The organism is Pseudonocardia xinjiangensis, assembly GCF_012911925.1.
Taxonomy (GTDB): domain Bacteria; phylum Actinomycetota; class Actinomycetes; order Mycobacteriales; family Pseudonocardiaceae; genus Pseudonocardia; species Pseudonocardia xinjiangensis.
This window is the reverse complement of the sequence record NZ_JAAXKY010000002.1, coordinates 77,507-103,191: the sequence shown is the minus strand read 5'-3', so window position 1 is coordinate 103,191 and position 25,685 is coordinate 77,507. Positions and strand designations below refer to the sequence as shown.

Annotated in this window: 21 protein-coding genes and 1 pseudogene; 5 read left to right on the top strand and 17 right to left on the bottom strand. The window is 68.8% G+C overall.

Annotated elements, in window-relative coordinates:
• Positions 1-17: 17 nt before the first annotated feature.
• Both HF577_RS01565 and HF577_RS01560 read right to left on the bottom strand, forming a co-directional pair.
• Positions 18-1,124, bottom strand: a complete 1,107-nt coding sequence (locus HF577_RS01565) for an LLM class flavin-dependent oxidoreductase (protein ID WP_169393867.1) — start codon at positions 1,122-1,124, stop codon at positions 18-20.
• A gap of 61 nt (positions 1,125-1,185) precedes the next feature.
• Positions 1,186-1,650 (bottom strand): nuclear transport factor 2 family protein, encoded by a 465-nt coding sequence (locus tag HF577_RS01560; protein WP_169393866.1) that lies wholly within the window; start codon positions 1,648-1,650, stop codon positions 1,186-1,188.
• 229 nt (positions 1,651-1,879) lie between these two features.
• On the opposite strand from HF577_RS01560, the gene HF577_RS01555 reads away from it, so the two are divergent.
• Genes HF577_RS01555 through HF577_RS01545 form a run of 3 tightly spaced genes read left to right on the top strand, consistent with a single transcriptional unit; the run spans position 1,880 to position 6,227 of the window.
• Entirely contained in the window at positions 1,880-3,976 is a 2,097-nt protein-coding gene (locus tag HF577_RS01555) for a hydantoinase/oxoprolinase family protein (protein WP_169393865.1), read from the top strand.
• Positions 3,973-5,967, top strand: a complete 1,995-nt coding sequence (locus tag HF577_RS01550; protein ID WP_246265320.1) for a hydantoinase B/oxoprolinase family protein — start codon at positions 3,973-3,975, stop codon at positions 5,965-5,967. Before HF577_RS01555 ends, HF577_RS01550 begins: the two co-directional genes overlap by 4 nt.
• Entirely contained in the window at positions 5,964-6,227 is a 264-nt protein-coding gene (locus tag HF577_RS01545; RefSeq protein WP_169393864.1) for a hypothetical protein, read from the top strand. Before HF577_RS01550 ends, HF577_RS01545 begins: the two co-directional genes overlap by 4 nt.
• A 79-nt stretch (positions 6,228-6,306) precedes the next feature.
• Here HF577_RS01545 and HF577_RS01540 read toward each other — a convergent pair whose 3' ends face one another.
• From HF577_RS01540 to HF577_RS01520, 5 genes and pseudogenes are all read right to left on the bottom strand, one after another.
• Positions 6,307-7,203 carry a helix-turn-helix domain-containing protein gene (locus tag HF577_RS01540; RefSeq protein ID WP_169393863.1) on the bottom strand — a complete coding sequence of 299 codons (897 nt, stop codon included), beginning with the start codon at positions 7,201-7,203 and terminating at the stop codon, positions 6,307-6,309.
• 532 nt (positions 7,204-7,735) lie between these two features.
• Positions 7,736-7,909 (bottom strand): hypothetical protein, encoded by a 174-nt coding sequence (locus HF577_RS01535; protein WP_169393862.1) that lies wholly within the window; start codon positions 7,907-7,909, stop codon positions 7,736-7,738.
• A gap of 401 nt (positions 7,910-8,310) precedes the next feature.
• Positions 8,311-9,786 (bottom strand): annotated as a pseudogene (locus HF577_RS01530) (GMC family oxidoreductase); the annotation flags it as partial.
• A 392-nt stretch (positions 9,787-10,178) separates the two neighbouring features.
• A complete protein-coding gene (locus HF577_RS01525; RefSeq protein WP_169393860.1) occupies positions 10,179-10,931 on the bottom strand; it encodes an MBL fold metallo-hydrolase in 753 nt (250 codons plus the stop codon).
• Between the two features lie 197 nt (positions 10,932-11,128).
• On the bottom strand, positions 11,129-12,304 hold the full coding sequence (locus tag HF577_RS01520) for a macrolide family glycosyltransferase (protein WP_169393859.1): 1,176 nt from the start codon (positions 12,302-12,304) through the stop codon (positions 11,129-11,131).
• A gap of 326 nt (positions 12,305-12,630) precedes the next feature.
• On the opposite strand from HF577_RS01520, the gene HF577_RS39565 reads away from it, so the two are divergent.
• The gene (locus tag HF577_RS39565; protein ID WP_312858878.1) at positions 12,631-13,965 is read left to right on the top strand and encodes a YibE/F family protein; all 1,335 of its coding nucleotides are present in this window, start codon (positions 12,631-12,633) and stop codon (positions 13,963-13,965) included.
• A gap of 143 nt (positions 13,966-14,108) precedes the next feature.
• On the opposite strand, the gene HF577_RS01510 is transcribed toward HF577_RS39565, so the two are convergent.
• The 10 genes from HF577_RS01510 to HF577_RS01460 form a co-directional block, all read right to left on the bottom strand.
• Positions 14,109-14,861, bottom strand: a complete 753-nt coding sequence (locus HF577_RS01510) for a hypothetical protein (protein WP_169393858.1) — start codon at positions 14,859-14,861, stop codon at positions 14,109-14,111.
• Positions 14,848-16,392 carry a VWA domain-containing protein gene (locus HF577_RS01505; protein ID WP_211173641.1) on the bottom strand — a complete coding sequence of 515 codons (1,545 nt, stop codon included), beginning with the start codon at positions 16,390-16,392 and terminating at the stop codon, positions 14,848-14,850. Before HF577_RS01505 ends, HF577_RS01510 begins: the two co-directional genes overlap by 14 nt.
• On the bottom strand, positions 16,392-17,507 hold the full coding sequence (locus HF577_RS01500) for a hypothetical protein (protein WP_312858877.1): 1,116 nt from the start codon (positions 17,505-17,507) through the stop codon (positions 16,392-16,394). The genes HF577_RS01505 and HF577_RS01500 overlap by 1 nt, the downstream gene beginning before the upstream one ends.
• A gap of 490 nt (positions 17,508-17,997) precedes the next feature.
• Positions 17,998-18,225, bottom strand: a complete 228-nt coding sequence (locus HF577_RS01495; RefSeq protein WP_211173640.1) for a hypothetical protein — start codon at positions 18,223-18,225, stop codon at positions 17,998-18,000.
• A complete protein-coding gene (locus HF577_RS01490) occupies positions 18,225-18,446 on the bottom strand; it encodes a hypothetical protein (protein ID WP_169393856.1) in 222 nt (73 codons plus the stop codon). Before HF577_RS01490 ends, HF577_RS01495 begins: the two co-directional genes overlap by 1 nt.
• A gap of 673 nt (positions 18,447-19,119) precedes the next feature.
• Complete coding sequence (locus tag HF577_RS37845) at positions 19,120-20,046, bottom strand: SGNH/GDSL hydrolase family protein (RefSeq protein WP_312858876.1); 927 nt, start codon at positions 20,044-20,046, stop codon at positions 19,120-19,122.
• 278 nt (positions 20,047-20,324) lie between these two features.
• Complete coding sequence (locus HF577_RS01475; protein ID WP_169393853.1) at positions 20,325-21,848, bottom strand: FAD-dependent oxidoreductase; 1,524 nt, start codon at positions 21,846-21,848, stop codon at positions 20,325-20,327.
• Positions 21,849-21,902: 54 nt separating this feature from the next.
• Positions 21,903-22,601: a TetR/AcrR family transcriptional regulator gene (locus HF577_RS01470; RefSeq protein ID WP_312858875.1), complete on the bottom strand. Its 699-nt coding sequence runs from the start codon at positions 22,599-22,601 to the stop codon at positions 21,903-21,905.
• A gap of 266 nt (positions 22,602-22,867) precedes the next feature.
• Positions 22,868-23,443, bottom strand: a complete 576-nt coding sequence (locus HF577_RS01465) for a TIGR03086 family metal-binding protein (RefSeq protein WP_169393852.1) — start codon at positions 23,441-23,443, stop codon at positions 22,868-22,870.
• Between the two features lie 106 nt (positions 23,444-23,549).
• Positions 23,550-24,275, bottom strand: coding sequence for an SDR family oxidoreductase (locus HF577_RS01460; RefSeq protein WP_169393851.1), 726 nt, complete (start codon positions 24,273-24,275; stop codon positions 23,550-23,552).
• 96 nt (positions 24,276-24,371) lie between these two features.
• On the opposite strand from HF577_RS01460, the gene HF577_RS01455 reads away from it, so the two are divergent.
• Entirely contained in the window at positions 24,372-24,962 is a 591-nt protein-coding gene (locus HF577_RS01455; protein WP_169393850.1) for a TetR/AcrR family transcriptional regulator, read from the top strand.
• Positions 24,963-25,685: the final 723 nt, after the last annotated feature.

Sequence of the window (25,685 nt, the reverse complement as noted above, 5' to 3'; positions counted from 1 at the left end):
GATCATTCGATCAGGGATCACCCGGGTACGGGGCACGAGAATCCGTGCACGGCTGGCAGAACTTTTTCTGCGAACAGTCGCATGTTTCGTTCCGCGGTCTCGAAGGACATGCCGCCGTACCGGAAGAACGCGGCGATCTCACCGGCCGACGCCGCCTCCTGGAGCGCCTTGATCTTCTCGATCAACTGATCCGGTGTGCCCCATAGAATCTTCGCAACCTTGTCGTGCCGCACCTGTTCGGCGCCGAGCTCTTGGCCCTTCGCGATGTAGTAGTCGTAACCACCGATCTTCTTGTATCGTTCGGCGTCGATCCAGTTGTAGTGCAGGGCGACGCTTTCCTGGTATTCTTGGTAGTGCAGCGCTCGCTCGTAGGCCTCCTGCTCACTCTCAGCGCAAGCTACGGCGTTGATGACGATGGGAGCCGACGGACCGAGCCCCACCCCAGCTCGGGCCTCGTTGAAGGAAGCGGTCTCCTTCGGATAGTCCTCCAGGTCCCGGGAGACAGCGAACAACGGACCCAGCCGCTGCTTCGCCGCAATCTCGAGCGTCTCCGGACTCATCCACGCACAGTACATCCGCCCGGCGACATCCCTGCGAGACTTGGGCCGGATCTCGATTTCTGGGATTTGATAGTATTCACCTTCGAAGGAGAATCTGGTCTCGCTGAGGCCCCGACGGATGATCTCCAGACATTCAGCGAACCGTGCGCGTGACTGACTCATCGGAATCCGTAGTCCGTCGAACTCGTCTGCGGAGGCGCCCCGGCCGAAGCCGAGGAAGAGCATGCGGTCACCCAGCATGATGTCCATCATCGCGATCTCCTCGGCCAACCGCACCGGGTCGTGCCACGGGAGGACGATCACGGCGGACCCGACGTCGGCGTTCCTGGTGCGGCCGGCCAGGTAGCTCAGCATCTGGATCGGTGACGGCGTCATGAGGTAGGGGCTGAAGTGGTGCTCCGTGCTCCACAGTGTGTCGAAGCCCAGATCGTCGGCGAGCACCGCAAGCTTCACCGCCTCGGACGTCAACTGGTGGTCGGGATAGTCGACGGCTTGATCGACGCCCGACGTGAAACGCTTCCAGTCCCAGTAGTTCTGGCTGCAGATGGCATAGCCGAACCGCACGTGAATCCTCCGGTGTCTCCGTGTCGAACCGAGTGGTGCCCCGCGTCAGGTCCCGGTCGTCTCAGGTCTCGGTCGGGAACAGTGGCGAGGGGTCCATGAACACCCGGAAGTCCTGGATCAGGCCCCGTTCGATACGCAACGTGCTCGTAGCGGGAAGAGGCTCCAGCCGCACCCCGTCGAGGCCCGTGTAGGTGACCTCGCTCTCCACGCTCACGACCGCACCTCGCTCCCAGGTGCCCGACCACAGCCCGGTGATCGAGTGGTTCAGCGCGCGAATCCCCGAGAACAACGCCTCGATGACCTGCCGTACCCCTGACCTGCCCAGAACGCGTTCCTGGTTGGCGAAACGCAAAGCGCAGTCCTCGGCAAACATTTCGAGTACCGCCGCGACGTCCATCGCGTCGATACTGCGGAACAGCTCGCGCGCCGCCCGGGTCAGGGCTGGATACGGAACTGCGCTCGCAGTGGACAGGGGATCCGTGGTCGGCCGACTCTCCGGCATGTCATTCACGAATTCCACGTTCATCACTCCGGCCCGCCCCTGCAACCCTCGAGGAAAAAAAGTCACACGCTGACCAGAAAACATCCATCACGCCGAGGGAGTGTGGCCACTGTCACAATAGATTCGAGACCGGCGCCCTCACATGCTTTGCTGACCCTACTGAATTTCATTTCTCCATCATCTTCCGATACCCGACAGCTCGGACTGAAAGGCTCGACGATACGGCTCGCACGAACGCTGCGAGAGGAGTGCGATGGCGTCGGACGAACGCTGGTGGATGGGGATCGACATCGGTGGCACCTTCACCGATCTGGTGGCGGTGAACCGGAAAACCGGGGAGATTCGCGACCTCAAGGTCCTCACGACCCGGCCCCGCCAGGAAGAGGGGGTGCTCGAGGCCGTGCGCGGGAGCGGCATTCCGATCGACCAGATCGACGAGATCGTCCACGGCCACACGACCGGCATCAACGCCGTGCTGAGCCGGCAGGGCGCGAAGACCGCCCTGCTGGCCACGGCGGGCCACCGGGACCTGCTGGACCTGGGCCGCATGGACCGCGAGTTCGGCCCCAGGCTGTACGACCCGACATGGCTGCGGCCCCACCAGGAGCACCCGATCGTCCGGCGCCGGGACCGCTACGGCGTGCGCGAGCGCATCGGTTCCGACGGTGCCGAGATCATCGCGCTCGACGAGGACCAGGTCCGCACGATTGCCCGCGAGGTGCGGGACCGGGGCATCGGTTCCGTCGCGGTCTGCTTCATGAACTCCTACCTCGACCAGGCGCACGAGATCCGGGCGGCGGAGCTACTGCGCGAGGAGTACCCGGACGTCTACGTCCAGACCTCCGCGCTCTACCCGGTCACCAAGGAGCACGAACGCACCACGACCGTCGTCTTCGACGCCTACGTGGGCCCGACCGTCACCGGCTACCTGCACCGGCTCGAGGAGGAGCTGGCCGGGATCGGCTTCGGTGGCGCGCTGTGGGTCATGACGATGAACGGCGGCGTCGGCTCGGTCCCCGAGACCTCGAAGGCTCCGGTCTTCCAGCTCGTCTCCGGCCCGGTCGGCGGCGTCGCGGGGGCCGTCCAGCTGGCCCGCACCCTCGACGGGGACGGAACCGGCGGTAACGGCAACTTCCTCACGATGGACGTCGGCGGCACCAGCACCGACGTCGCCGCGGTCCGTCGCGGGCAGACCCCGCTGACCGACCTGTGGACGGTTGAGCACGGGCTGGTCATGACCATGCCAGCGGTCGACGTCCGGAGCGTTGGCTCGGGAGCAGGCAGCCTCATCCACCTCGACTCGCTCAGCACCCTGCGGGTCGGCCCCGAATCCGCCGGCTCCCAGCCGGGACCGGCCTGCTACGGCCGCGGCGGCGCGCGCCCGACGATCACTGACGCCTGCGTGCACCTCGGGATCCTGCAACCGGATCTGTTCGCAGGCGGCGCGATCCGGCTCGACCCGACCCTCGCCGAATCCGCGCTCGAGGCCGTCGCGGACCAGCTGGGCATGACCCCGACCGAGCTCGCCGACGGCGCCTACCGGCTGGCCTGCTCGAACATGGCCGGGGCACTGCGGTCGATCTCCACCTTCCGCGGCCTGGACCTGCGGGAGTTCTCGTTGCTCGCCTTCGGCGCGGCGGGCCCGATGATGGCCGTCCAGGTGGCCAGGGGGCTGGGCATCGGCTCGGTCATCGTCCCGGGCCACCCCGGCGAGTTCTCCGCGTACGGGCTGGTGGCGAGCGACCTGCGCGTCACCAGGGCGCAGTCCCCGCTTGCGCCCCTGCTGGCGATCGGCCCGGACGAGCTGGAGGCGGGGTTCGTCGCGCTCGAGGACGCAGCCACGGCCGACCTGGTCCACCAGGGCGTGGCGGAGTCCCGCATCGGCGTGAGCCGCGAGATCTTCGCCATGTACGCGGGCCAGACGTGGGACAACCGCATCGCCCTGGAACCAGGCCTGATCGACGACGCCCGTCTCAACGGCATCGCGGCGCAGGTGCACGAGTTCTACCTGTCCCGCTACGGGTTCACAGCCGAAGAGATCCCGATCATGCTGACCACGATCGAGGTCACCGCCGCCGCGTCCCGCCCGATCCTGCCGTCATGGCGGCCCACAGCCGGTGCGGGCGACAGCCTGATCCGCCGCACGTCGATGCGCCTGGCGGGCGAGGAATACCCGGACGCTGGTGTGTACGACCGGGACAAGCTCGGCGCCGACGAGGTCGTGAACGGCCCGGCGATCATCGTCGAGTCCTACGCGACCACCGCGATCGACGACGGCTCCACTGCCTGCCTCGACGGCAGCGGCAACCTCACCGTCGCCCTGACCACCCCTGCCGGAGGTGCCCGATGACGCCCATGGAACCGACCGGAACGGAGCAGCACGGCCTCGACGCCACCCAGGCCGTCGCCCGCTACGGGTTCGACGTCGTCGACCTGGAGACCCTGCGCTACGGCCTGATCGAGGTCGCGCGCGACATGCACGAGACACTGATGCGCGGCGGCTTCTCCCCCATCGTCCGGGACGTGCGGGACTGCACGGCGTGCATCCACATGCGCACGGACGAGGGCTGGCAGATGATCTCGTCCTGGGAGGGCTGCGTACAACACGCCTTCACCTCACCGCACATCGTGAACTTCACGATGTCCGAGTGGGACGAGTCCACGCTGCGGGACGGCGACGTGATCATGGTCAACGACCCGTGGCGCGGCGCGATCCACTGCAGCGACATCAACGTGCTTCGGCCGGTGATCATCGACGGCCGCGCAGAGTTCGTCCTGCACACCACCTCCCACGTCGCGGACCTGGGGGGCCCGATCCCCGGTGGCTTCGCCAACGGCACGCGGACCAGTTTCGAGGAGCAGCTCAAGTTCCCGCCGACGCTGCTCTACGCCGAGGGCGTCCCGGTGCGGCCTGCCTTCAACCACCTGCTGGAGAACAACCGCGTCCCGCACCTCGTACTCGGTGACGTCCGGGCACTGTCCGGCAGCCTGCAGGTCGGTGCCCTCCGGCTCGAGGACGTCGTCGAGCGCTACGGCCTGGACAAGGTCAAGGCAGGCGGCAACTACGGCATGGACATGACCGAGGCCGCCATGCGTGCGGGCATCGCCCGGGTTCCAGACGGGGACTACAAGGTCACCGACTTCCTCGACGACGACTCCCTCACCCCGGAGCCGATCGAGCTCGTCATGACCGTCAAGGTCCGCGGTGACTCGATGGAGATCGACTACTCGGGCACCTCCCGGCAGCCGGACGGCAACGTCGGCACCGCCTGGATCGAGTCCACCCGCGCGATCATCGGAGCCAAGTTCATCCTCGACCCGAGCTCGCCGGTGAACAGCGGGACCCTGCGGCCGGTGGAGGCGATCATGCCGCCGGGCAGCGCGGTCTGCGTGCTGCCGCCGTCGAGCTGCTCCAACCACGTCGACACCGGCAGCCGGGTCGTCAACATGATGACCCAGGCGATGGCCGAGGCCCTGAGCGAGCGCGCCATCGCCTGCGACTCGGGAACCGCCGGAATGATCAACATCAGCGGAATCGACACCCGCACCGGCAGGGAAGGGACCCCCTGGGCTGCCTTCTCCCTGCCCGGCGGCGGCTGGGGCGGGACCTGGGCCGGCGACGGGCTGAGCCTCTGCCTCGTCTCGATGGGCAACTGCCGCTCGTCGGTCCAGGAGCACGTGGAGCGGGAGAACCCGCTCATCGTGTGGGAGCACGAGCTGATGCCCGACTCCGCGGGCGTCGGTGAGAACCGCGGCGGCGCCGGCGCGGTGTACACGATCGGCGCCCACTCCACGACCGTGGTCACAGTGACCGGGGACCGTTCCCGCGCGGGCGCACCCGGCGTGCAGGGCGGCGGCCGCGGGATGCCGTTCTACGCGTGGCGCCTGCACGACCTCGGCAGCTCCACCGGGCTCGACCCGCTCGACCAGACGAACGCCGAGCCCCTCTTCGGGGTCTTCGACTCCGACGGCCACCCCAGCCCGGACGACGGCGAGTTCGGCCAGGGCACCGCCCACCAGACCGGCAAGATCGCGCAGATCGTGCTGCAACCGGGCCAGGGCATCCGTCTGGTGGTCGGCGGCGGTGGCGGCTGGGGCGACCCGCTGGAACGGGCCACCGCCAAGGTGCTGCTCGACGTCGAGGACGGTGTCTACAGCGCCGCGTTCGTCGAGAAGGCATTCGGCGTCGTCATCGACGGCGGCACCATCGACGAGGACGCCACCCGGGAACGCCGCGCCACCATGGCACGCGACCGGGACAACGGGAGCTGGACGGTGCCCAGCGCCTGCTCCCTCGACTGGACAGGCCTGCCCCGGATCACTGTGGAGGCATCAGCATGAGCGGCGTCGACCGTCTCCTGTTCCCCCCGCCCGCCGCGGACAAGATCGTTGTCGAGCGCACGCCCGTCGACGAGACCTGCCCGAAGTGCGGGTCGAAGGACGTCCGGCGCTACCCGGTGGCCAACCACATCGGGCCGCGCATGGTGACGAAGTGCCAGGACTGCTTCCACCACCTGGCCACGGACGTGCCCACGGTCGACGACCACTGGCCGCCGTGGCGCTCCGCGACCCTGGACTGGGTTGCGTCGCGCGCGGGCTGAGCACACCGGAGGAGAGGTGGAATCCGCCGGACCGCACAAGGGCGGCAACCCGACCGAGGTGTCAAGCTGGGATCCACCTCTATCGAAGCGGCACACCCGCACGGGCAGGCACATCCTCCTCGAGGGCTGTGGGTGCGGATCCGGAGTGGAGATGTTCCCGGCGCCAGTTGCTGGGCGTCGTCGCGTACTGCCGGCGGAACGCCCGCAGGAACGTCCTGGGTTCGAGGAATCCCACCGCAGCCGCGATGTCCGAGGTGCTGAGCCGGGCGTACCGCGGGTCGGACAGCATCCCCTGTGCCGCGAGCAGCCGCTGCTCGCGCAGGTACGCGCCGGGCGTGGTCCCGAGCCGTTCGAACAGGGTGTACACGTGGCTGACCGAGACGTGGTGCCGCCGCGCCAGCTCCTCGACCTGCAGACGCGGATCGGCCAGGTGCTCGCGCACGTGCATCAGCATCATCTCGAGCAACACCTCCGCGGAACCGTCCCCGCCCGGCACCGAGGGCACGACGTCCCGCAACGCCATGGCGAGCAGATCGATCGCAGCTTGCCCAGCGTCCAGCCGCTGCGGCGCGGTGAGGCGGTCCGCGATCCCGAACAACCGACCGAGGTAGGCGCCCAGCACCTGCATGGCCGGGGCCGCCGGATCCAGCGTGCGTGCGCACGCCTCGGTGATCTCAGCGACACGCAGCGGCAGCAACTCACGGGAGAAAGACAATGTCAAGTACTGGGACTCGGTCGGCGTGACCCGCTCGAAGGGACTGCGCGCCTCGATCAGAATCCCTGCACCGGCCGCCGTCTCGGCGAAACGGCCGCGCTGCAACATTTGGCCCTGGCCGGCCACCTGCACGGTGAAGAGCATCCGGTTGTCTTCCGACGAGTTCGCTGCCATCTTGTCCGTCCGGATCGACGATCTCGGCCCCCAGCGCGACCGCGAGAGTGCGAGGCCCTCACCCAGCGTCTGCAGCGCCGCCCGCACCGGAACGTTGCACCCACCTCGGGAGATCGTCGGAATGAAGAACTGACGGATGACGCCCTCGAATTCTCCAGCGGGGAACTCGCAGATCTGCACCCACGCGAGGTTAGCGCCTAGCGCTTTATATCGGTGTTATGTTTATACCATTTGCGTAGGTCGCGGCATCCGAGACACCATTTTTACTCCGTTTGGGGCCGCATCTGACACACCGCGTTCCGGCTCCTGGACGCACTGACCACCATTCGTCGTCCCGGCCGCGAGGACCGGACCCATCGTTGTCGTGCTCGACGACCTGCACAGGGTCAACCGGGTCGCGTTGGTGATGCTCGTGATGGATAAGTTCCGTGGGGCAACCGTGACCGCAGGACTCACGCACTGCAGCGGCAGAGTACGACCTCCTCCACGGGCGCCGATTGCGAGACGCGCTCCGCGGCGGCGCCGGGCCGGACCGGCCGGCACTTCGCTTCGCCGAGATGGTGGAGATGGTCCTCGGCCCCACGTGCCGCACGATACTCACTTCTTACATCGACTTCTCCTACCTGTCCTCCCCGAGCGCGGCTGAAGGCGGTAGCAGGCCGACGACAATCACCGGATCATGCTGCTCCCGTGATCGGATGCCGGTATTGCTGAAGTTCTTCGTCTGCTCCGCCACCCGGATCAACGGCGGAAACGGCTCCGGGTTCCTTGGCGCCGCCACCGCGATCGCCATATCCGAGGGTTACGGTCTTCGGCGTGAACAAGCCGGGCCAGACCGAGTCCCCGCGATCCGCCCAGTCCTATCAGCCCCAGCTGACCGGCACTGATTCTCGGAGTCGGTCTCGATCGTTGGCTGTGAGCTCATCGGTCCCCACCTCGATGTCCTCCGGGACGGCGAGGTGCACGGTTTCGCGGGTGGCTTCGAAGGGATCCGCCAGGAAGGGTGTTGCGGCCTCGCGGAGCCCGCGCTGACGTGGTGCGAACTAGCCACGCTCGAACCCGGACAAACAGTCGATGCGGTCGACCGGTCGATCCGGTCGATGGACACCGTCGCCTCAGGGAGGGGCTGTGTGAGGTGCCGGTTTCGTCCCCTCAGAGCAGGCTGGTGCGGGCGATGTGCTCGGCCAGCATGATCGTCGTGACGTTCGGGGCCGTCGACAGCGCGCGAGGCATGATCGAGGCGTCGACGACCCGGAGGCGGCTCATGCCCCGGACGTTGCCCACGCTGTCGACCACGGCCCACGGATCGTTCTCGGCCCCCATCGGAGCAGTCGAGGTGGGGTGCTGGTAGGTGTCGAGCTGCTGGCGGATCACCTGTTCCAGAGCAGTGTCGTCGCGTATCCCGGGCCCGGGGGTCAGCTCGCTGTCGACAACCGCGGCCATCGCTGCTTCGCGGCCGATCCGGCGGCTGAGCTGCACACCCTCCAACATGCGACGGCGGTCGCGAGGCTCGGCGAGGAAGTTGAGGTCGATGGCCAGGCCGTCCTTGGGGTCACGGCTGCGCAGCGCGACGGAACCGATCGAGTCGGGCTGCGTGACGGCGGTAGCGAGCACGATCGCTCCCCCCGTCGGGCTGATGCTCGGGTCGGCGAGGTGGGTCGCCGAGATGTGCAGATCGAGCTCGTCACCGACCGCCTCGCTGCTTCGCGTCCACACGATGGCACCTGCTGCGGGCGACATCGCGTTCGCGTCCGGCTTCAGTGTGTAGATGTTGTAGTAGAAGGGGTGGTCCTGGAGCCGGCGGCCGACGGGCAGGTCGCTCACGACCTCGATGCCGTACCGCCCGAGGTCGGTGGCCGGGCCGATCCCGGAACGCATCAGGATCCCCGCGCTCCCGTAGGTGCCGGCGGAGAGGATCACCTCGCCCGCCCGCAGCACCTGCCCGTCGAGCGTGACGATCCCGGTCGCGGCCGTTCCGTCGAACAGCACACGGTCGACCGTCGTCCTGCCCCGGATCGTGAGGTTGCGCCGCCTGCGGACCTCATCGCTCAGGTAGACCAGGCCGGTGTTCTGCCGTACCTCGTTCACGACGTTCAGCGGGTAAGGGGTCACGCCGTTCTGCTGCGTGCCGTTCGGGTCGTCGATCCTCGCGAGCCCTTGTGCCGCTGACGCGTCGATGAACGCCCGCAGCGACGGCGTCAGCTCGGCGCGAGTCCGCTGGCGGATGGGGAACGGCCCGGTCCGCCCGCGCAGCCGCGGGTCGCCATCGGTCGTGTTCTCGAGCGCCCGGTAGGTCTCGAGCACCTCCTCGAAGGACCACCCGGTGACCCCGTGCGCCGCCCACTTCTCGAAGTCGTCGGCGCGGGCGCGCAGGGCGACCGCCGCGTTCACCGCGGAACTGCCTCCGAGCACCTTGCCCCTGGGCGTCGGGATAACCCGCCCGGTGTCGTCGATCGTCGCCGTCAGGCCCCAGTCGTGCTCGTCACCGCCGACCCTCGCGGGGTCCCGCAGGACGGCGGGGTACTCGTCGGGTGTGTAGGCGGGGCCGCCCTCGACCAGGAGGACCGTACGTTCCGGGTCGGCCGACAACCGGTTGGCAAGCACCGCGCCCGCCGACCCACCTCCGACGATCACGACGTCGACCGTCTCCGCGCCGTTGTTCTCACGCACCTCTGTAGCTCCTCTCCGAGCAAAACCGGGCCTCGGAAGTTGATTCATGACTCGGGCGTCGACCGCTGCTGCGGCGGGTTCCGCGCCCGCAGGATGTTCGAGCGGAGATTGCTGCCATGCGGAATGACGCGCGGCTGCTGACGTCCTGAGCATTGCCACTCCGGATCTGCTCCCGCAACCTTCGAAGATGAAATGTCTTCCAGCTGACAAGAAAACGTCCGCCTCGAGCCGGCCCGGTTCGGCCAACTGGGGCAACCCGGTTGGACCTGAGAAGGTATTCGTGCCGGTCGCCTCACGCCGTCGCGACGGTTTCTGCTGCTGGTTGTGTGACAGGCGCGGGTCGCAGCCGGCGACCGCCACCGCAGCTTGCCCACGCCCGTGGAGTGCCAGGCCTATCCGCCAGACGGGTTGATGACCATGCCGTCGTGGGCAGCCTCCCAGTCGAGCCGGTTCAGTCCGAGGGTTGCCGGTGACATGTGCGTCAGCACGAGCCTGCGGCAGGCGAGCCGATCGGCGTTGCGGGCGAGAGAGTCGAGGTCGAGGTGCCAACGCACCGGCTGTGGTGCATACCCCTCGCAGAGGAAAACGTCGGCACCGTCTGCGACCCGCACCAGCGCTTCGGTCCACTCGGTGTCTCCCGAGTAGGCAACACTGCTGCCCGCCTCGCGGTCACGGACGCGCAGCGCGTATGCGGGTGCGCCGGAGGCGTGGCGCACCTCGAATGCCGTGACGGTCATCCGCTCGAGGTTCAAGACATCACCGTCGGCGTGCTCAATCACCCGGACGTTGAACCGACGCCGTACCGTGCTCGACCCCGGGAACAGGATCTCCATAACTTCGGCAAGCCGGACGTTTGTGCCCGGCGGCCCGACGACAGTCAGGTCCTTGGTGCGGCGCCGAAACTGGCCGTCGAGGATCAGGAACGGCAGACCACCAAAGTGGTCGCCGTGCAGATGGCTGACCAACACCGTCTCAATCGCCGCCAGATCGACGTCGGCCTTCCGCAGCGCAACAAGGCTGGTGGCCCCGCAGTCAACGAGCGTGTGTACTGGAGCGGCAGGGCCTTCACCGGCCAGCGCGATGCAGGTCTGAAACCGGCCGCCGGACCCGAACGCATCCCCGCTCCCGACCACCGTGACCAGCATCGCCCCTCCCGATGACCAGATCCGCTCAATGATTCTCTACTACGCAACGCGACGTCCATCAAGGCACGGGCGAGCGCCGTGAGCAGTTGGCCCGAGGGCCAGATCGCAACCAGCACGCGGTCCAGATCGACGTCGTGCACCGGCACATCGCGACCAGGGCGCCTGAGCCGAGCTCCGGCCGAATCCGTCCGCCCTGGTTACCCGATCAGGGACTCGATCACGTCGGCCGCGGCCGGAGCCCCGCCGGCGGCCCTGGCGATCTTCTTCTGCTCGACGCATCGATCCGCGACGTCCTGTGACGAGGCGACCCGCAGCACTGTCGCGCGCAGTCGCTCCGGGGTGACCTCGTCAGCCGGAAGATGCTCGCCGACACCGAGCTCGGCGAGCCGTGGGCCGTTGACGAACTGGTCGGCCGCCTGCGGCACGGCGACCATCGGGACGCCGTGCCAGAGCCCCTCCGAGCAGCCGCCCATCCCGGCGTGCGTGACGAACGCCGACGCGTGCGCGAGCACCGCGAGTTGTGGCACCCACTCCCGGACGATGACGTCGTCAGGGATGTCCCCGAGCCTGGTCACGTCGACGTAGGGGCCGAGGGCCAGCACGGTCGTCCAGCCGGTGTCGTGCATGGCGGTGATGCAGTCCCGCCAGAACGCCGGCCGGTCGTTGTAGGCCGACCCGAGCGAGACCAGCAACAGCGGCCGGTCCGACCTCGTTCCGAGGTCGGCGAACGATCCCTCGTGGGAGCGGTCGCCGATCACCGGCCCGACGAACGTGTAGCGGGTCCGGTCGACGCGGTCGAGGTGTGGCTGCATCGCCTCGGGGATCAGCACCACCGACCGGTCCGGTGGGCCGAGGAATTCCCGGTTCCCGAGCCCGACGCCGACTTCGTCCAGCCAGGCGTCCATCTCGGACTGCCAGGCCAGACCCTCCGGAGTCTCATAGAACGCGTAGGCCTCGGCGAAGTCCTCCTCGAAGGTGTCCCAGGCGATCATGTGTGGGGCCAGCTCAACCCGCGGCATACCGTGCACCCGAGACAGCGCATGCCCGGCCCAGCCGCTGCCGTCATAGCACACGATGTCGGGCAGGTCGTGCTCCAGCGCCGCGCTGATCTGCGCGTAAGCGCTACGGGCCTCGTCGGAGAACAACCGCATCGCCTCGACCCCGCCCTCGGGCCACTGCTCACCCTTCGCCGGGTCGGGAAGGTCGGTATGGATCGGCAGCGGGGTTGCGCCGGTGGCGGCGACGGCGTGGCCGAAACGGTCCGGGACGGGGTAGGTGACGCGGTGGCCGCGGGCGACCAGTTCGGCCATCACAGGCAGGTTGGGGTGCACGTGGCCGTGCGCCGCGGAGGTGGACATGAGGATGTGGTCCATCGGTACTCCTGTTGACCGACCGGCGCGCCAACCCATCAGACCTGGGCCGCCAATCTGGGGCGGACTTCCCATTGTCCATGTCGTGCCGCGGGGTCCTCACGATGTAGATCCGTAGTGGGGTGTCAAACAACTGAAAGGGTGTTCCTGAGCGGCAAGGATGTGCTGCCGTGGCATCACGCGGTGCGCGGCAGACTCACGGGGTCCACTCGTTGACCGCGGTCTGAATCCACCCCGGGCTCGGTGGGTCGACGAAGGTGATCCAGGTGTCGGCCCCGTAGGTCTGTCCCGCGGTGATCGGGACGGCGGGGGACGTGAATGTGTTGCTGGTGGATGAGCCCGGACCCCCACCGTTCTCCGTCGAGATCGGGACGCTTCGCTACGACGGGACTCCGGCGCGGGAGGATCTGCCGGTGCATCCTGACAATCCGTCCCCGCAGTACGTCGGCGCCCGACACCGGCGCCGACCCGCCGGGATCGAGATGGAGCACGGGCACGGGCACGGGCCTGCCGCGCCCGCCGGCCGACGCGTCCGGATCGCGATCTCAGCGTTGCTCGTGCCGGCCCTTCTCGCCACCCTGGTCGGCTTGATCGTGCTCTACCCCCTCGAGAACCGACAGCACTCGGCGAACGATCAATCCACACGGCTGTCCGCACACGTCACCGCCGCGGCCGAGGTGGACTGCGCCGACGGGAGGCCGGGCGGCAGGGGCTGCCTCGCGCTCACCACCCAGATGTCCGACGGGCCACGGCCCGGTCAGAGCATCGTCACCCTGGTGTCGATCGTGCGGGGCGAGGCCGCGTTCGGCGTCGGCGACAACGTGATCATGCTCTGGTCCGGCGAGAACCCCGCTGACCCCGAGTCGTTCCAGATCGTCGACTTCCAACGCGACCAGCCGCTGCTGGTTCTCGCACTCGTCTTCGCCGCAGCCGTGCTGGCGCTCGGACGCTGGCGCGGCCTCGCGGCGCTCGTCGGCCTGGGACTGACCGGCGTGGTGTTGCTCGCGTTCATGCTTCCCGCGATCCTCGCCGGCCGCGATCCACTTGCCGTCGCCGTCGTCGGATGCTGCACCATCATGTTCGGCGTCCTCTACCTCGCCCACGGGTTCTCTGCGCGCACCTCGACCGCCGCGCTCGGCACACTGCTCAGCCTCTTGCTCATCGGTCTGCTCGGTGCGGCATTCGCCGCCGCGGCGTCACTGACCGGCGCAGACGAGGACACCGCCAACCTCGCCAACGCCCTCGGTAGCGACCTCGACGGACGCGGTCTCGTACTCGCCGGCCTCATGATCGGCGCCCTCGGCGCGCTGGACGACGTCACCGTCACCCAGACCAGCGCCGTCTGGGAACTACACCGCGCCGACCCACACCTACGCCCGATCGCACTCTTCGGCGCCGCCATGCGCATCGGTCGCGACCACGTCGCATCCGCGGTGAACACCCTCGTACTCGCCTACGCCGGGGCCGCGCTCCCCCTCCTGCTGCTGTTCAGCGTCGCCGAACGTGGACTCACCGACACACTCACGACCCAGGTGATCGCCACCGAGGTGGTCCGCACCCTGGTCGGCAGCATCGGGCTCGTCGCATCGGTTCCCCTCACCACCGCGCTCGCCGTCGCCGTCATCACCCGCACTCGCGACGGCGACACAGCAACCGCCCGATGACAGCCTGATCGCAGGTCAACCCGGTGAGCAGCGCGACAGACGTGCAGCTCGGCCGTCTCGATCATCGGTGCGGCTTCCGCTACCTGCATCTGGAAGCCAACGGAATCGGCCTGCCGCCCGAACACGGCAGTCCGTATGAGTGGTCAGTGGAAGACCGCGATAGGACGCACCTCCAGCGTCTGTGTCGTCGCGTCCCAACTCGCGCCTCGGCCGAGGCACCGGAACGTCCCGGAGAAGAGCTCGTGCGTGCGCAGGCCGGCCGCCGCGCAGACGAGTCGGACCTGTGGTCCCTGGCCGGGATCGGCAGGCTCACCGAAAGGGGCCTGGAGCGTGACGGCCCTGGCGGTCCGGTCGACGACCCGGAACTCGCCCTGGATCAACAGGAAGGCGTTGATCCGACCGAGCCGGACGTGTTCAGTCAGCGGTCGACGACTGAATGCCTTGTCCAACGCATCGCTCGCCTCCACCTCCTGGCTGATCAGGTTCACGTCGACGATGTCGTGCGCCTTGTCCAGGACCCCGAGGACGATCGAGATGATCGAGATCGGCGAGTCGTTGACCACGTACTTCTCGAAGACCTCGCTGGTGACACCGCGTTCTGCGTCTACGCTCAGCGGGTCGAGGTTGGCCGACCCCGCGAACCTCCGGCTCCTGCTGACCCTCTTCTCCACCTGACGGCTCAGCGCCGCCGCGTAAACGCCTCCGTACCGGTGGTAAAGGTCCATGACGGAGCCGGCGTCGAGGTAGACGCAGATGTCCTGGCGGGGCGGGGACCTGTAGTAGGTCCGGTAGCGGAACACGATGGCCACCGATGCCGCGAGCAGCGCCGCCGTGGCACCCCACACCAGCAGCCACGGCCACCACACCGCCAGCCATGACTCGTCAATGACAGCCACGGAACTCCTCGAACGCGGAGGTGAGGTCGATGTCGGCGTCGACCGACCGGCCGCCGGTGGCCGTCGCGACCCTGGCCAGTTCGGCCGCGTCAGCCTCGCCGAACCGGATGGTGAAGACCGGCACGGGTGGCCGACCCGGAACATCGAGGCGCTCCAGGAACTCGTCCGCGGTGAGGCCGGCGTTGTTGATCCCGTCGGTCATCAGGACGATCGACACGGGCCGGGCGGCGTCCGTGGCGAGCACCCGCGCCGCAATGCCGTACGCGTGCTCGGTGGCACTCCACACCGCCGTTCGACCGTCGAAGGAATCCACGTCGACGAACTCGCGCAGTGCCGCCAGCTCGGCGGGGTCGCCGGCGGCGAACTCGCGCTCCGCGAGAACCTCGCCGCCGAAGCGGACCACGGTGATCCGCTCCCCCGCGTGGAACCGCACGAACGACGCCTCGCCTTCACCGCTGAGCTGGACGAACGCCGCTCGGAGGGCCGCGATCCGGTCGCCGCGCATCGAGCCGGAGAAATCGAGCACGAAGATCACATGGGTAGGGGTGTCAACCGCCTCGTATTCTGCGAGCAGCGCATCGACGACCTCCAGTCGGTCCGGGAAGTACAGCGCGTTGCCCGTTGTCACCGGCAGCTGCGGCGGACGCGGGACGTTCGGGTCGATCGGCCGTCGCGCGGTCTGCTCCATGATCCGCCGCTGCACCGGCTCCGTCAGCAGCCAGTCGACGACCCGGTCGTACGCGTCGCGCTGCGCCGGGTCCAGAAGCAGGAACGGGAAGTCGGACTGGATGATCCCGTCGGTCGGATACACGATCTCCAGCGGCTCCGCCAGCCGACCGCTGCCGTTGAGTGACAACAGCGTGGACTCCGGCGCCACCAGCGCGTCCAGCTCGGACTCGCGGGTCATGAAGCCGTCGACGAGCGCAGCGGATGTGTCGGCACGCAGTGTGTGCCCGGCGAAAAGGCCGCGGACGCGGTTGCAGGTGACGTCCTCCAGCTGCAGCGCACGCCTGGTGTCAGCGGCCGCCGTGGCAACCCCGACGAGCGCTGCGAGCCCGCTCCCCGAGCGCCGCGGCTCGGCCATTCCGAACCGCAGCTCGCCCGCCGCCGCACTCGCGGCGATGTCGGCCCAGGAGATCGGCCCGCCGGCCCGCAGCCGCTCGGCCGTGGCCCGCTTCATCCCCACGACCACCGGCGACAGCATGATCGACGTGCTCGGCGGCCGCGGCCCGGTATAGCCCGAGGCAGTGAGCTCGAGCTGGAAGTAGCGGTCGGACGACAGCCAGGCCGCGTCGTGCCGGTACTGGCCGGGCCGGAGCGCGCCGACCGCGTCGAGACCGTGGTCCATGTCGAGCTGCAGGTCGACGCCGGTGTCCGCTCGGAGGTCGGGCAGCAGGGGCGCCAGGTCGGCCAGCTCGGGTGTCGCCAGCACCCGCAGCGTGACCGGAACCTGCGGGGTCGCGGTGCAACCGGACAGCACGGCGAGCGCTGCGCAGAGCGCGGCCAGCGGACGCACGATCGTCGAGATCATCACGGCATCGGTCGGCAGTCGCCGACGGTCGTGATCATCGCCTCCAGCATCGGCACGTCCGGCAACAGCCCCCGGGTGTAGCTGGTCGAGATCGCCGGTGCGGGCACCCCTCGCTCGGCGAGGAACCGGGGCAGTTCCGCGCTGGAGTCCTCGAGGCTCGAGTCGAGCACTCGATAGCCCAGTTCCAGGGCCCGCCTGCGCAGCACCGAGTCCGTGCCCAGGAGCACTGCCAGCGACTGGGCATCCGCGTTGAGCGCCACCATCGTCGGCTCGCTCTGGAACTCGACGTCCGGGTAGAGCAGCACGCGGTCCTGGTCCGGCTCCCCGCCTCTGCCGACGCGCTGCAACTGGTAAGCGAGGTACTGGTGCTCGTAGATCACGACGATCGGGAGGATCCCCCGCCCCTCGGGGACGAAGTAGATCCCGTCGGGATTGCGGGTGGGCAGGCCCTGCTCGCGGAACAGCGGTTTGATCTGGAGCGCCAGATCGACCGCGTCCTGCACCGACACGGGCACGCCGCCGCGGGTGACGTAGGCGACCAGCCCGAGATAGGTGGCCGCACTGTTGGCCGCGCACACGTCGGTGGTCTGCGCGAGAACGGTGTTGCCATTCGTGAAACCCCAACCGCCGATACCCAGTGCGTCCCACGATTGGCCGGCCCGCGCCAGCTCGAGGAACCCGGCGAGGTCGAGGTCGTAGTAGTACGGCTGCTCCGGGTCCTGGTTCGCCTGCGGTCTCGCGACCCCCGCCGCCCGCAGCGTCTCCGCGTACTCCCGATAGGTGGCAAGCACGATGGGACTCACGAAGACCCGGTGGGGCGAGGAGTACTCCTGGGCAGCGACCCGGCGCTCGGCGACCAGCTCCGCGGCGGGCTGACCCGACGGGAACACGAAGTCGACGCCGTCGAGCGGCACCCGCGCCGCCTCCCGGGAGCCGAGCGCGGTCAACCGCACCGCCATGTGATGACGCAGGAGCTGGGCACGAACGACGGGGTCGTCGAGGTACTCGATCTTGGAACCGCCGACGCCCACGAGCGTCACCAGCCGCTGGAACGGGAGGGCCACCGTGCCCGACGCGATCAGCGCGACGATCCCGACGATCGCGAGCACCGACACGGGAACGAATCGCCACAGGAACGAGCGCCGTCGGTAGAAAGGGGCAGGCCGAGGACAGACCCTCAACGCCGGTTCGAGCGCCGGTGGTTCAGACGCCGTCGGCTCGGACGCGGACACCCTGTTCGTTCCCCCGCAGGTCAGTCGGGCAACGTCATACGCACGGTCGCAAGATCGATGCTACCTGTTACGCAGTGAGGCGCTCCCCCGTCCGGCGGAATTCTCGCCCGCCGCGGTCGGCGGTGCTCGGCGGTGGGTGTATCGCAACCTGCTCTGCGGTGGGGAACCCGGCTTCGGCAAGTTTCCGCAGGTAGAAATGCTGATGGGCGGCTCCCCCACGAGAGGGAACCGCCCATCATGCCGTCGGGACGACAGGATCTGAACCTGCGCCTCCCCCTGGTCGGGACAGGACGCGCGCGGCCTCGACGTCGGTGGACCTGATCTGGCGTGCTGCTCGTCGCCCCGGTCCGGCCGGCGGGACCCGCTCCAGCGCCTACGACGCTATTGCTTCGGGGAGGACCAACGCCTCTCCGAGCCCAATCCGCTTCGCCGCGCGTGAATCATCGGCGGTGACCAACTCGAAGCTCACCACCGTCTGGTCGGACAAGGACATGTACTCGGTCCGCACAGCCTCGTAGAGGTGGCCGTCCTTGTTCGGTCCAACCAGTTTGCCGACGATGCCTTCGGTCCGATTGCCGAGGTAGGTCATCTGCATCTTCATCAGTCCTTGATCAGCTTGCCGAGGATGGGGACGAGCGCGGAGCCGGGCGTCAGCGCCACTTCAATGCCTTCGAACACAGCGTCAAAGCCCGGGTAGCCCGGCTTCTCTGCCAGGTCGGCTGCGTCGCCGATGCGCATGAGCGCGTCGCCATCCGTCAGGCCCAGATCGGCCTCGGTCAGCGCCGGAGCTTCGACCACCTCGATCTGATCCGGCCGGTCCACCTGGCAGAGCCGCAGTCCCAGGTGATCATCGACTGGCTGGAGATCGTGACGAGCACGGCGTCCGTGCCGTCCTGCGGCAAGTCTAGGCCCGTGGCCCACGCCCTCCGGCCCGATCCCGGCGATTCAGCCGGTGTCATCTGTCACCTGAACCTTGACGCCGGCATGGACGTACATCATGGCGAGCTCACCTCGCGCACGGATTGATGCACTGAATCTCCGACAGCGATGCGTCGTCACGGAAACGTAAGAAGAAGGTGCCGATTGCCTACTGGACGGCCTCGATCAGGCTGTAGCCCACGGCCGGCGGCATGACCCGGCTGATCGTGAGCTGCCGATAATGCGACTCCGTGCGTCGGCCTGGGCATGGCGCGCCTAGTCATTCCCCGCGCCCAAGCGAGAGCGGTTGCGCAGAATCTGCGTGAGGACCGGCGTGATCACGAGCAACTGCTCCTGCTGTTCGACCGGAAGGTCGCCGAAGGCGGTACTGAATCCGCGCGTCCGCCCACACGCACCCGCCAGTGCCGCGGCGAGCGCCGCGTTGCGCCGGAGGAAGCCGTCCGGCCGGCGAGGCCAAGCACCCCCCGACCCCGCCGACCCGGACCGGGCCGTGTTCTCGCGCAGGGCTGATGAGCACGCCGATGGGCGCGGGTGAAAGCAAGTCCCGGAGCAGGGGTCAGTCGAAGAGCGAGAGGTCGACGGCCTCGGCGAGAGCCGCGTAGCCCGCGTCACTGCCGTGCAGGTGGTCGCCCATGTGCAGCCCGTCGCGGATGCGCGTCCGGTCGGCGGGGTCGCGCCAGACGGCGTCGAAGTCGAGCAGGCCGTCGAAGGCGCCGCTGGTGCGGATCCAAGCGTTCACCTGCTCGCGCGCCTTGTCACCCTGGGGTGAGTACATCTCCGAGCCCCCGTAGGGGGCGATGGTCGCGGCGTGCACCTTGGCGCCGTGTGCGCGGGCTCGGGAGGCCAACTGGAGGTGAGCTGCGATGACATCGTCCACGGTGACGGGCGCGCCGGGAAACATGTCGAGGAATCCGGCCGCCTCCCCGGTGCGCGGGGCGAAGGAGAAGACAAGGTCGTTGCCCACGGCGATCACCACATGGCCCAGGCCGGGGGTCGCGAGGATGTCGCGGTCGAAGCGGGCGAGAGCGGCGGTGCCGATGCCGTCGCTGAGGAGGCGATTGCCTCCGATGCCCTGATTGATCACGCAGAGCGTCGACCCGCCGCGGGCCACCAGTCGCTCGGCGAGCACATCGGTCCAGCGTCGATCCGCGCCCGGCGTGGAGCCGATGCCGTCGACGCGGGAGTCACCGAGGACGGCGACGGCCTTCGACGGCAGGGCGGCCTCGGCCTCCACCGCCGTGATCAGCGCCCCCGCCGGCATGGGGGTGGCACCGGCGGGAGTCGAGGTGAGTGCGGTCGCGTCGCCCGGGATGATCCAGCCCAGTGCGTTGAAGGTTCCGTGACAGGTGACAGTATCGACCCGGTCGGTCAGGTAGAGGCTGACCACCAGCCGCGACAGAGCGGCGACCGGTATGTCGATGGGATCACTGAGGACGGGCGCTCCCGCCGGGACGGTGGTGATCGGCAGGCTGCTGAACGTCACCGCCCGATGGTCTGTCCCCTCGGCCCCGGCGCCGCAGTCCGCAACGGCGACGCGGGCGGCGCCGATGGTCAGAGGAGTCCTCCCGTACTCGTTGCTGATACGCACGCGGATGCGGTGTCCGCCCCCGCTGATGCGTACGACTTGGCGCAGCGTCGCGTTCTCCAGGGGCCCAACGAAGCTGACGGAGTTGTCCGGCGCTTGCGGCGAGGCGCCCCAGGTGCGGACCCAGTGCTCGGCGTGTGCGGGTCGAGTGGTGCCCCAGGCATGCTCTGCCCGCGCTACCACTTCGGGCTCCCGAACCACCGGGCTGCGACCTCTTCGAACGCGTCGCGATCGGGGACGTGCTCGGCGGCCCAGGCCACGACACCGTCAGGCCGCACCAGTAGCGCCTCCAGCCCGAGGCCGTCGCGTACCGGACCGGACGCGTATCGGATCCGTCCCCGCCAGCCCTCGGCGGCGGCCCGCAGGACGCCGATGCCGCTGAAATCGAGCACCACGCCCTGGCCCTCCTGCATCAGGTCACCGAGGCGCGTGCCGCCCTCGAAGCGGAAGTCCGGGGCAGAACACCCGACGAGCGGCTGCTCGCTTCCCAGGTCGTACCGGTTGAACAGCCCAGACGTCCTCCGGTAGACGTGCGTCGTACCGGCGGGAGTGCTCATCAGGTCGAAGACCAGCCGCCGGAGCGCGGGGGCGTTGGGGCCCGGCTTCATCGTCGCCACCTGAGCGCGCGACCAGTCCAGTACGGAGGCGCCGACGGGGTGGCGCTCACTGGTGTAGGTGTCGAGCAGCTCGTCGGAAACGTGGCCGTGGACGGCCGCCGCGAGCTTCCAGCCGAGGTTCACGGCGTCGCCGATACCGAGGTTGAGGCCCTGACCGCCGAGAGGGGAATGGATGTGCGCCGCGTCGCCTGCGAGCAGCACGCGCCCCTCGCGATAGGTGGTCGCCTGCATGGCGCGGTCGGTGAAGCTGGAGGCCAGACGCACGTGGGTCAGTGTCACGTCCGTGCCCGTGATGCGGCGCAGGACCGACTGGAGGTGCTCACGGGTCAAGGACCGGGAGCGGTCGAACTCACCGCCGTCGAAGTCCAACATGCCCAGATACCCCTCCAACGGCGTCCGCACGTACATGCCGTTCGCGGTCACGTTGAATCCGAGCGACAACTGCTCGGGATCGGTGAAAGCGACCTGGGCGATGTAGCCGGTGAGCAGCGGCTCGGTGCCGGCGAAGTCGAAGCCGGCGAGCCTGCGCACCGTGCTGCGCCCCCCGTCACATCCCACCAGCCACCGCGCCCGGAACTCGCTCCCGCCCGCGACCACGGTGACCGTCTGACCGTCCTGGCTCACGGCCGTGACGGGCGTACCCCGGAGGATCTCCGCGCCAAGGACGACGGCCCGCTCGGACAGCACCGAGACGACCGCTTCCAGGCTCGTCAAGAAGCCCTCCATGGGCGCGCCGGGCAGTCGGTGGGGGAAGGCGGTCACGTCGACATCGGCCGCGTCGAGCGTCATGCCCGCGAAGTGGCTCACACTGCGGGGAGCCGACGCGCGGACGGCTTCAGGGTCCGCACCGACCGTCTCCGCGTCGACACCCGAAGCCTTTGCCAGAGCGGCCAGCAGACCGCGACGGTAGAACGTCTCGGTGGAACCGGCGTTCAGGCCCCGCAACCCGAGTGGGAGCGCCTTCAGCGGCGCGCCGGGTTCCCCGTCCCGTTCCACGACCAGGACCGAGCAGCCGGACATGGCGAGCTCGCTCGCCAGGAACAGGCCGACCGGACCGCCCCCCGCGATGATGACGTCGTGCATGAACGTTTCCTCCTGGAACGGACGTGTGCGGGCCGAGCCGCCGGATGAGGCGGGTCAGCCGAGGTGGGTGAGGCCGTCGAGGACGATGGCGATCCCGGTGAGGAACTGTTCACGGTCGTCGTGATCCGCCATCTGGCCGACGATGGCGTGCATGAACGGGTAGTCCTCGGGGGCGAGCTCCCGCCACGCCGCGGACGCGGCGCCCAGGAACTCCTCGCGCTCCGCGCCCGGCTCGACATCGGAGGTGTCCCCTTCGATGCGAGCGTTCTGGCTGATCGCACCGAGGATGTAGTGGACGAGCGTCGAGGCCGCGTCGAACCACGAGGCTTGCGGCACCCCCAGCGCGGCCAGCTGCCGACCGATCCTCTCGAAGATCCCCACCGTCACCGGACCCACCGGGTTACGGACGATCTGCAGCGTCAGCCGCGTAGCGAGCCATCGATGCTCCGCGATCGCGTCGAACAGCGCCAGCGCGACGACGCGGATCTCATCCTCGGGCGCTTTCCCCGCCCGGCCGGACTTCGTCGCCAGCGCGCCGGTGACGACCATCTCGGTCGCCGCGTCCAGGAGATCGTCCCGCTTGCCGACGTGGTAGGAGATCGCACCGGACCCGGTGGCCAGACGCTCACTCAGCGCCCGGACGGTCAGCACGCTCTCGCCGCCCGCGTCGAGCAGCCCGATCGCGGCCTCGATGATCTGCTCCCGGGAGAGCACCTGATTACGCCGCCGAGTCCGGCGCGCCGCCGCTGTCACACATCCGATGATGGCACGTTTGGCACAACGTGCCAACTTGGTGCAGCGTACCAACATGCCGGGGCGCCCGCCCTGTCCGACCGCCCGGGCGGCCACCGCAAGACAGTCGGAACACGCGTCGTGGCCTCCTCCTCTCCCCCCTCAACGCCGACCGGCGCTCACGGCCGATGCGGGAGGCCGAAGCAGGACGCGCCGTCCGTCGGACCCTCCCGGAAGCTGTCACCTGCCCGGCAGCTCCTTTGCCGGCAGCCACGGGCTCTGGTCGTTCAGGCGGACACTCTCCGCCCGAGACGGGCGGCGAGGCGGTCGATGGCCGGTGCATCGGGGGCGACGGGCTGCGGGTCGTCGAAGCGACGCAGGGCCGGGGGCACCTTGGGGCTCATCTGCTGTACGAAGTCGATGGTCCGGTCCACCACCTCCTCGTCGAACGCCGGAGGGTGGGCGAGCGCCTGCCCCAGGTCCCAGCCGTGCGCCAGATGCTCCATCATGAGGATCTTCAGAAGCGTGAGACCGGTGATCTCGCCCAAGCGGTCCGGGACAAGGCGCTCGAGGGCGCCCTCCTCCGAGAACGCGCTCACCAGCAGCTGAGCGTTCTCCCCGAAGCTGGGCTGAGTTCGGACGGGTTGCGCGGTCAGGTTGGCGAGGAACCGCTGCTGCACGTCGAGGAGGTGTTCGACGACGGCGCGCACATCCCACTCCTCGCACGGCGTCGGTGCCGACCACTCCTGCTCGTCGACAGAATCGACCAGCCCTACGACCTGATCGAGAACCGCGGCGAGCTCCGACACTGCGCTCATGTACTGCTCCTTCGTGGTGAGGGTGCCGTCCGCACGCGGCTCCACGGCGCGGACGGTCGGCAAGTCAGCAGGACGAAGACGTGAGCTCACGGCCGCCCCCGATGGTCGTGCCTACGTCTGGTCATCCGGACTGAGCCGGACAGGGAGCGGGCTAACTCCCGGCGAGGACGGCGCCTCCGTCAACGGTGAGCACGGTTCCGGTGACGAAGCCGTTCTCCATCAGGTACAGGTGCGCCGCGGCGATCTGGTCCGCTTCACCGATCGACTTGGTGAGTGTCCGATCGGCGAGAGTCGCGAACAGCGCGGCACGCTGGGACTCCGGTACCGGGTCCCACAGCGACGTCCGAATTGCTCCCGGCCGGACCGCATTGACGCGAACTGGGGCGAGCTCGGCGGCCAGCCCTCGCGTCAGTCCCTCCACGGCTGCGGCGTTGCCGGCCGCGAGCGCGGTTCCAGGCGCGGGGCGAACAGCGACCGTCCCGGACGTCAGCACGATCGATCCTCCCGGCCGGACCCGCCGTGCCGCGTGTTTGACCGCGGTGACCGCCCCCCAGAAGCGGACCTCGAACAGCTCCCGGGCGGCGTCGAGCGGCAGGTCCCCCAGCGGCTGCGGGCGCGCTGTGTCACCGGCTGTGTAAACCATGTGGTCGAGCTCCCCGACGCCGGCGAACAGGGCGGCGACGTCAGCCTCGTTGCGGGTGTTGACGACCACCCCCTCACAGCTGCCCGGCAACCCCGCGAGCGCGGCCTCCAGACGCCCTTGGTCGCTCGACGCGATCGTGACTGCCGCCCCCGCCGCCGAGGCGGCGCGCGCCGAAGCCAGCCCCATCCCTGAACTGCCGCCGATGATGACGATGCGCTGGCCTGAAAGGGCCATGGTGCCGCTCCTCCGCCTCGGACAGTGATGACTCACTGAGCCGTCAGCGTAGCACCAGCGATGACGCACTGAGTCATCACTGGTATGTTGGCAGACATGCCGCGCTGGAACCCGAATGCCGAGGACCGGCTCCGCGCGGCAGCGGTGGAGTTGTTCCTCGAGCGTGGGTACGAGAACGTCACCGTCGCGGAGATCACCGAGCGGGCCGGGTTGACCCGGCGCTCGTTCTCCCGCTACTTCGCGGACAAGCGGGACGTGCTGTTTGCCGGATCCGAACAACTTCCGGTCGCCCTCGCCGACTCCGTCCGGCGCGCCGACGGCACCCTCTCGCCCTGCGAGGCCGTCCTGACCGCTCTCGTCGACGTCGCCGGCGCGCTGGCCGACCAGGCCCCGCTCGCCGCGCAACGGCGCGCGGTCGTACGGGCCAGCCCGGAGCTGCAGGAAAGGGGGCGGACCAAGCTTGCCGCCGCGACCGACGCAGTAGCGGACGCGCTGCGGGAACGAGGCACCGCCGAGTCAGAGGCGACGCTCCTCGCGGAAGTCGGCGTCGCCATATTCCGCACCGCGTTCGAGCGCTGGACCGACCAGCCGGACGACCTCGCCCTGCCCACCCGCATCCGGGAGGCAGCCGCCGACCTCGCCGCCAGCCTGGGCGCGGTGGACTTCACTGCGCTGCCCCGCCCGTGACGCAACGACCGCTCAGCGGATGAGCGCTCGCGGGCAGTTCCTCGACGGCATGTATGAGGTCCCCCGCAGCCCGGCCGGCGACCTCACTGCTGTCTTCCGTGCAGCCGAGGGTGATTCAACGCAGTGTCCCGGATCGATGCCGTGGATTGCGCCACGGCGCTATCGGCAATCGTTCGACAGCGCCGCGGACCGCTCAGCAGATGAGCCTGCCTGTCGAACCGAGAGCAGTCCCAACGGCGCAAACCTCCACGATCGCACCACCGCCCGTCGGCTCGGGCCCGTCGGCCCTGCGCTTTCCTGGGATCGTTAGCTCGAAGATCGGACACAACGGAGTAAGCGCAGGTCAGAGCACATCAGCGCACTAGAGGTACGTACACGGCCCTCTTACCCCCGTACGGTCAACACGTCGCGCTGCCCTGCGAAAACAGAGAATTCGCGGCTTGACGTTGCGCAGTACAACGCATCTCGGCGTCGCGCGGGCCAGGTCGGCACAATGCCGCGCTCCACATTTGCTCCACCCATACCGGACACTGACAAAACCGACTCGATCTCCCCCACCCAGACCCTCCTGATCGGGTTGACGTGACATCTCCCCGTGGCTGCGGACGTATCCGGGTCGCGGCGCAGTCCGTGCCTCCCACGCCGGGTGCGGCGGTAATGCCGAGCATGGCGAACCGTTGGAGTGACGACCGCAGCGATCATGTGAGGCAAATCCCCGGTGCC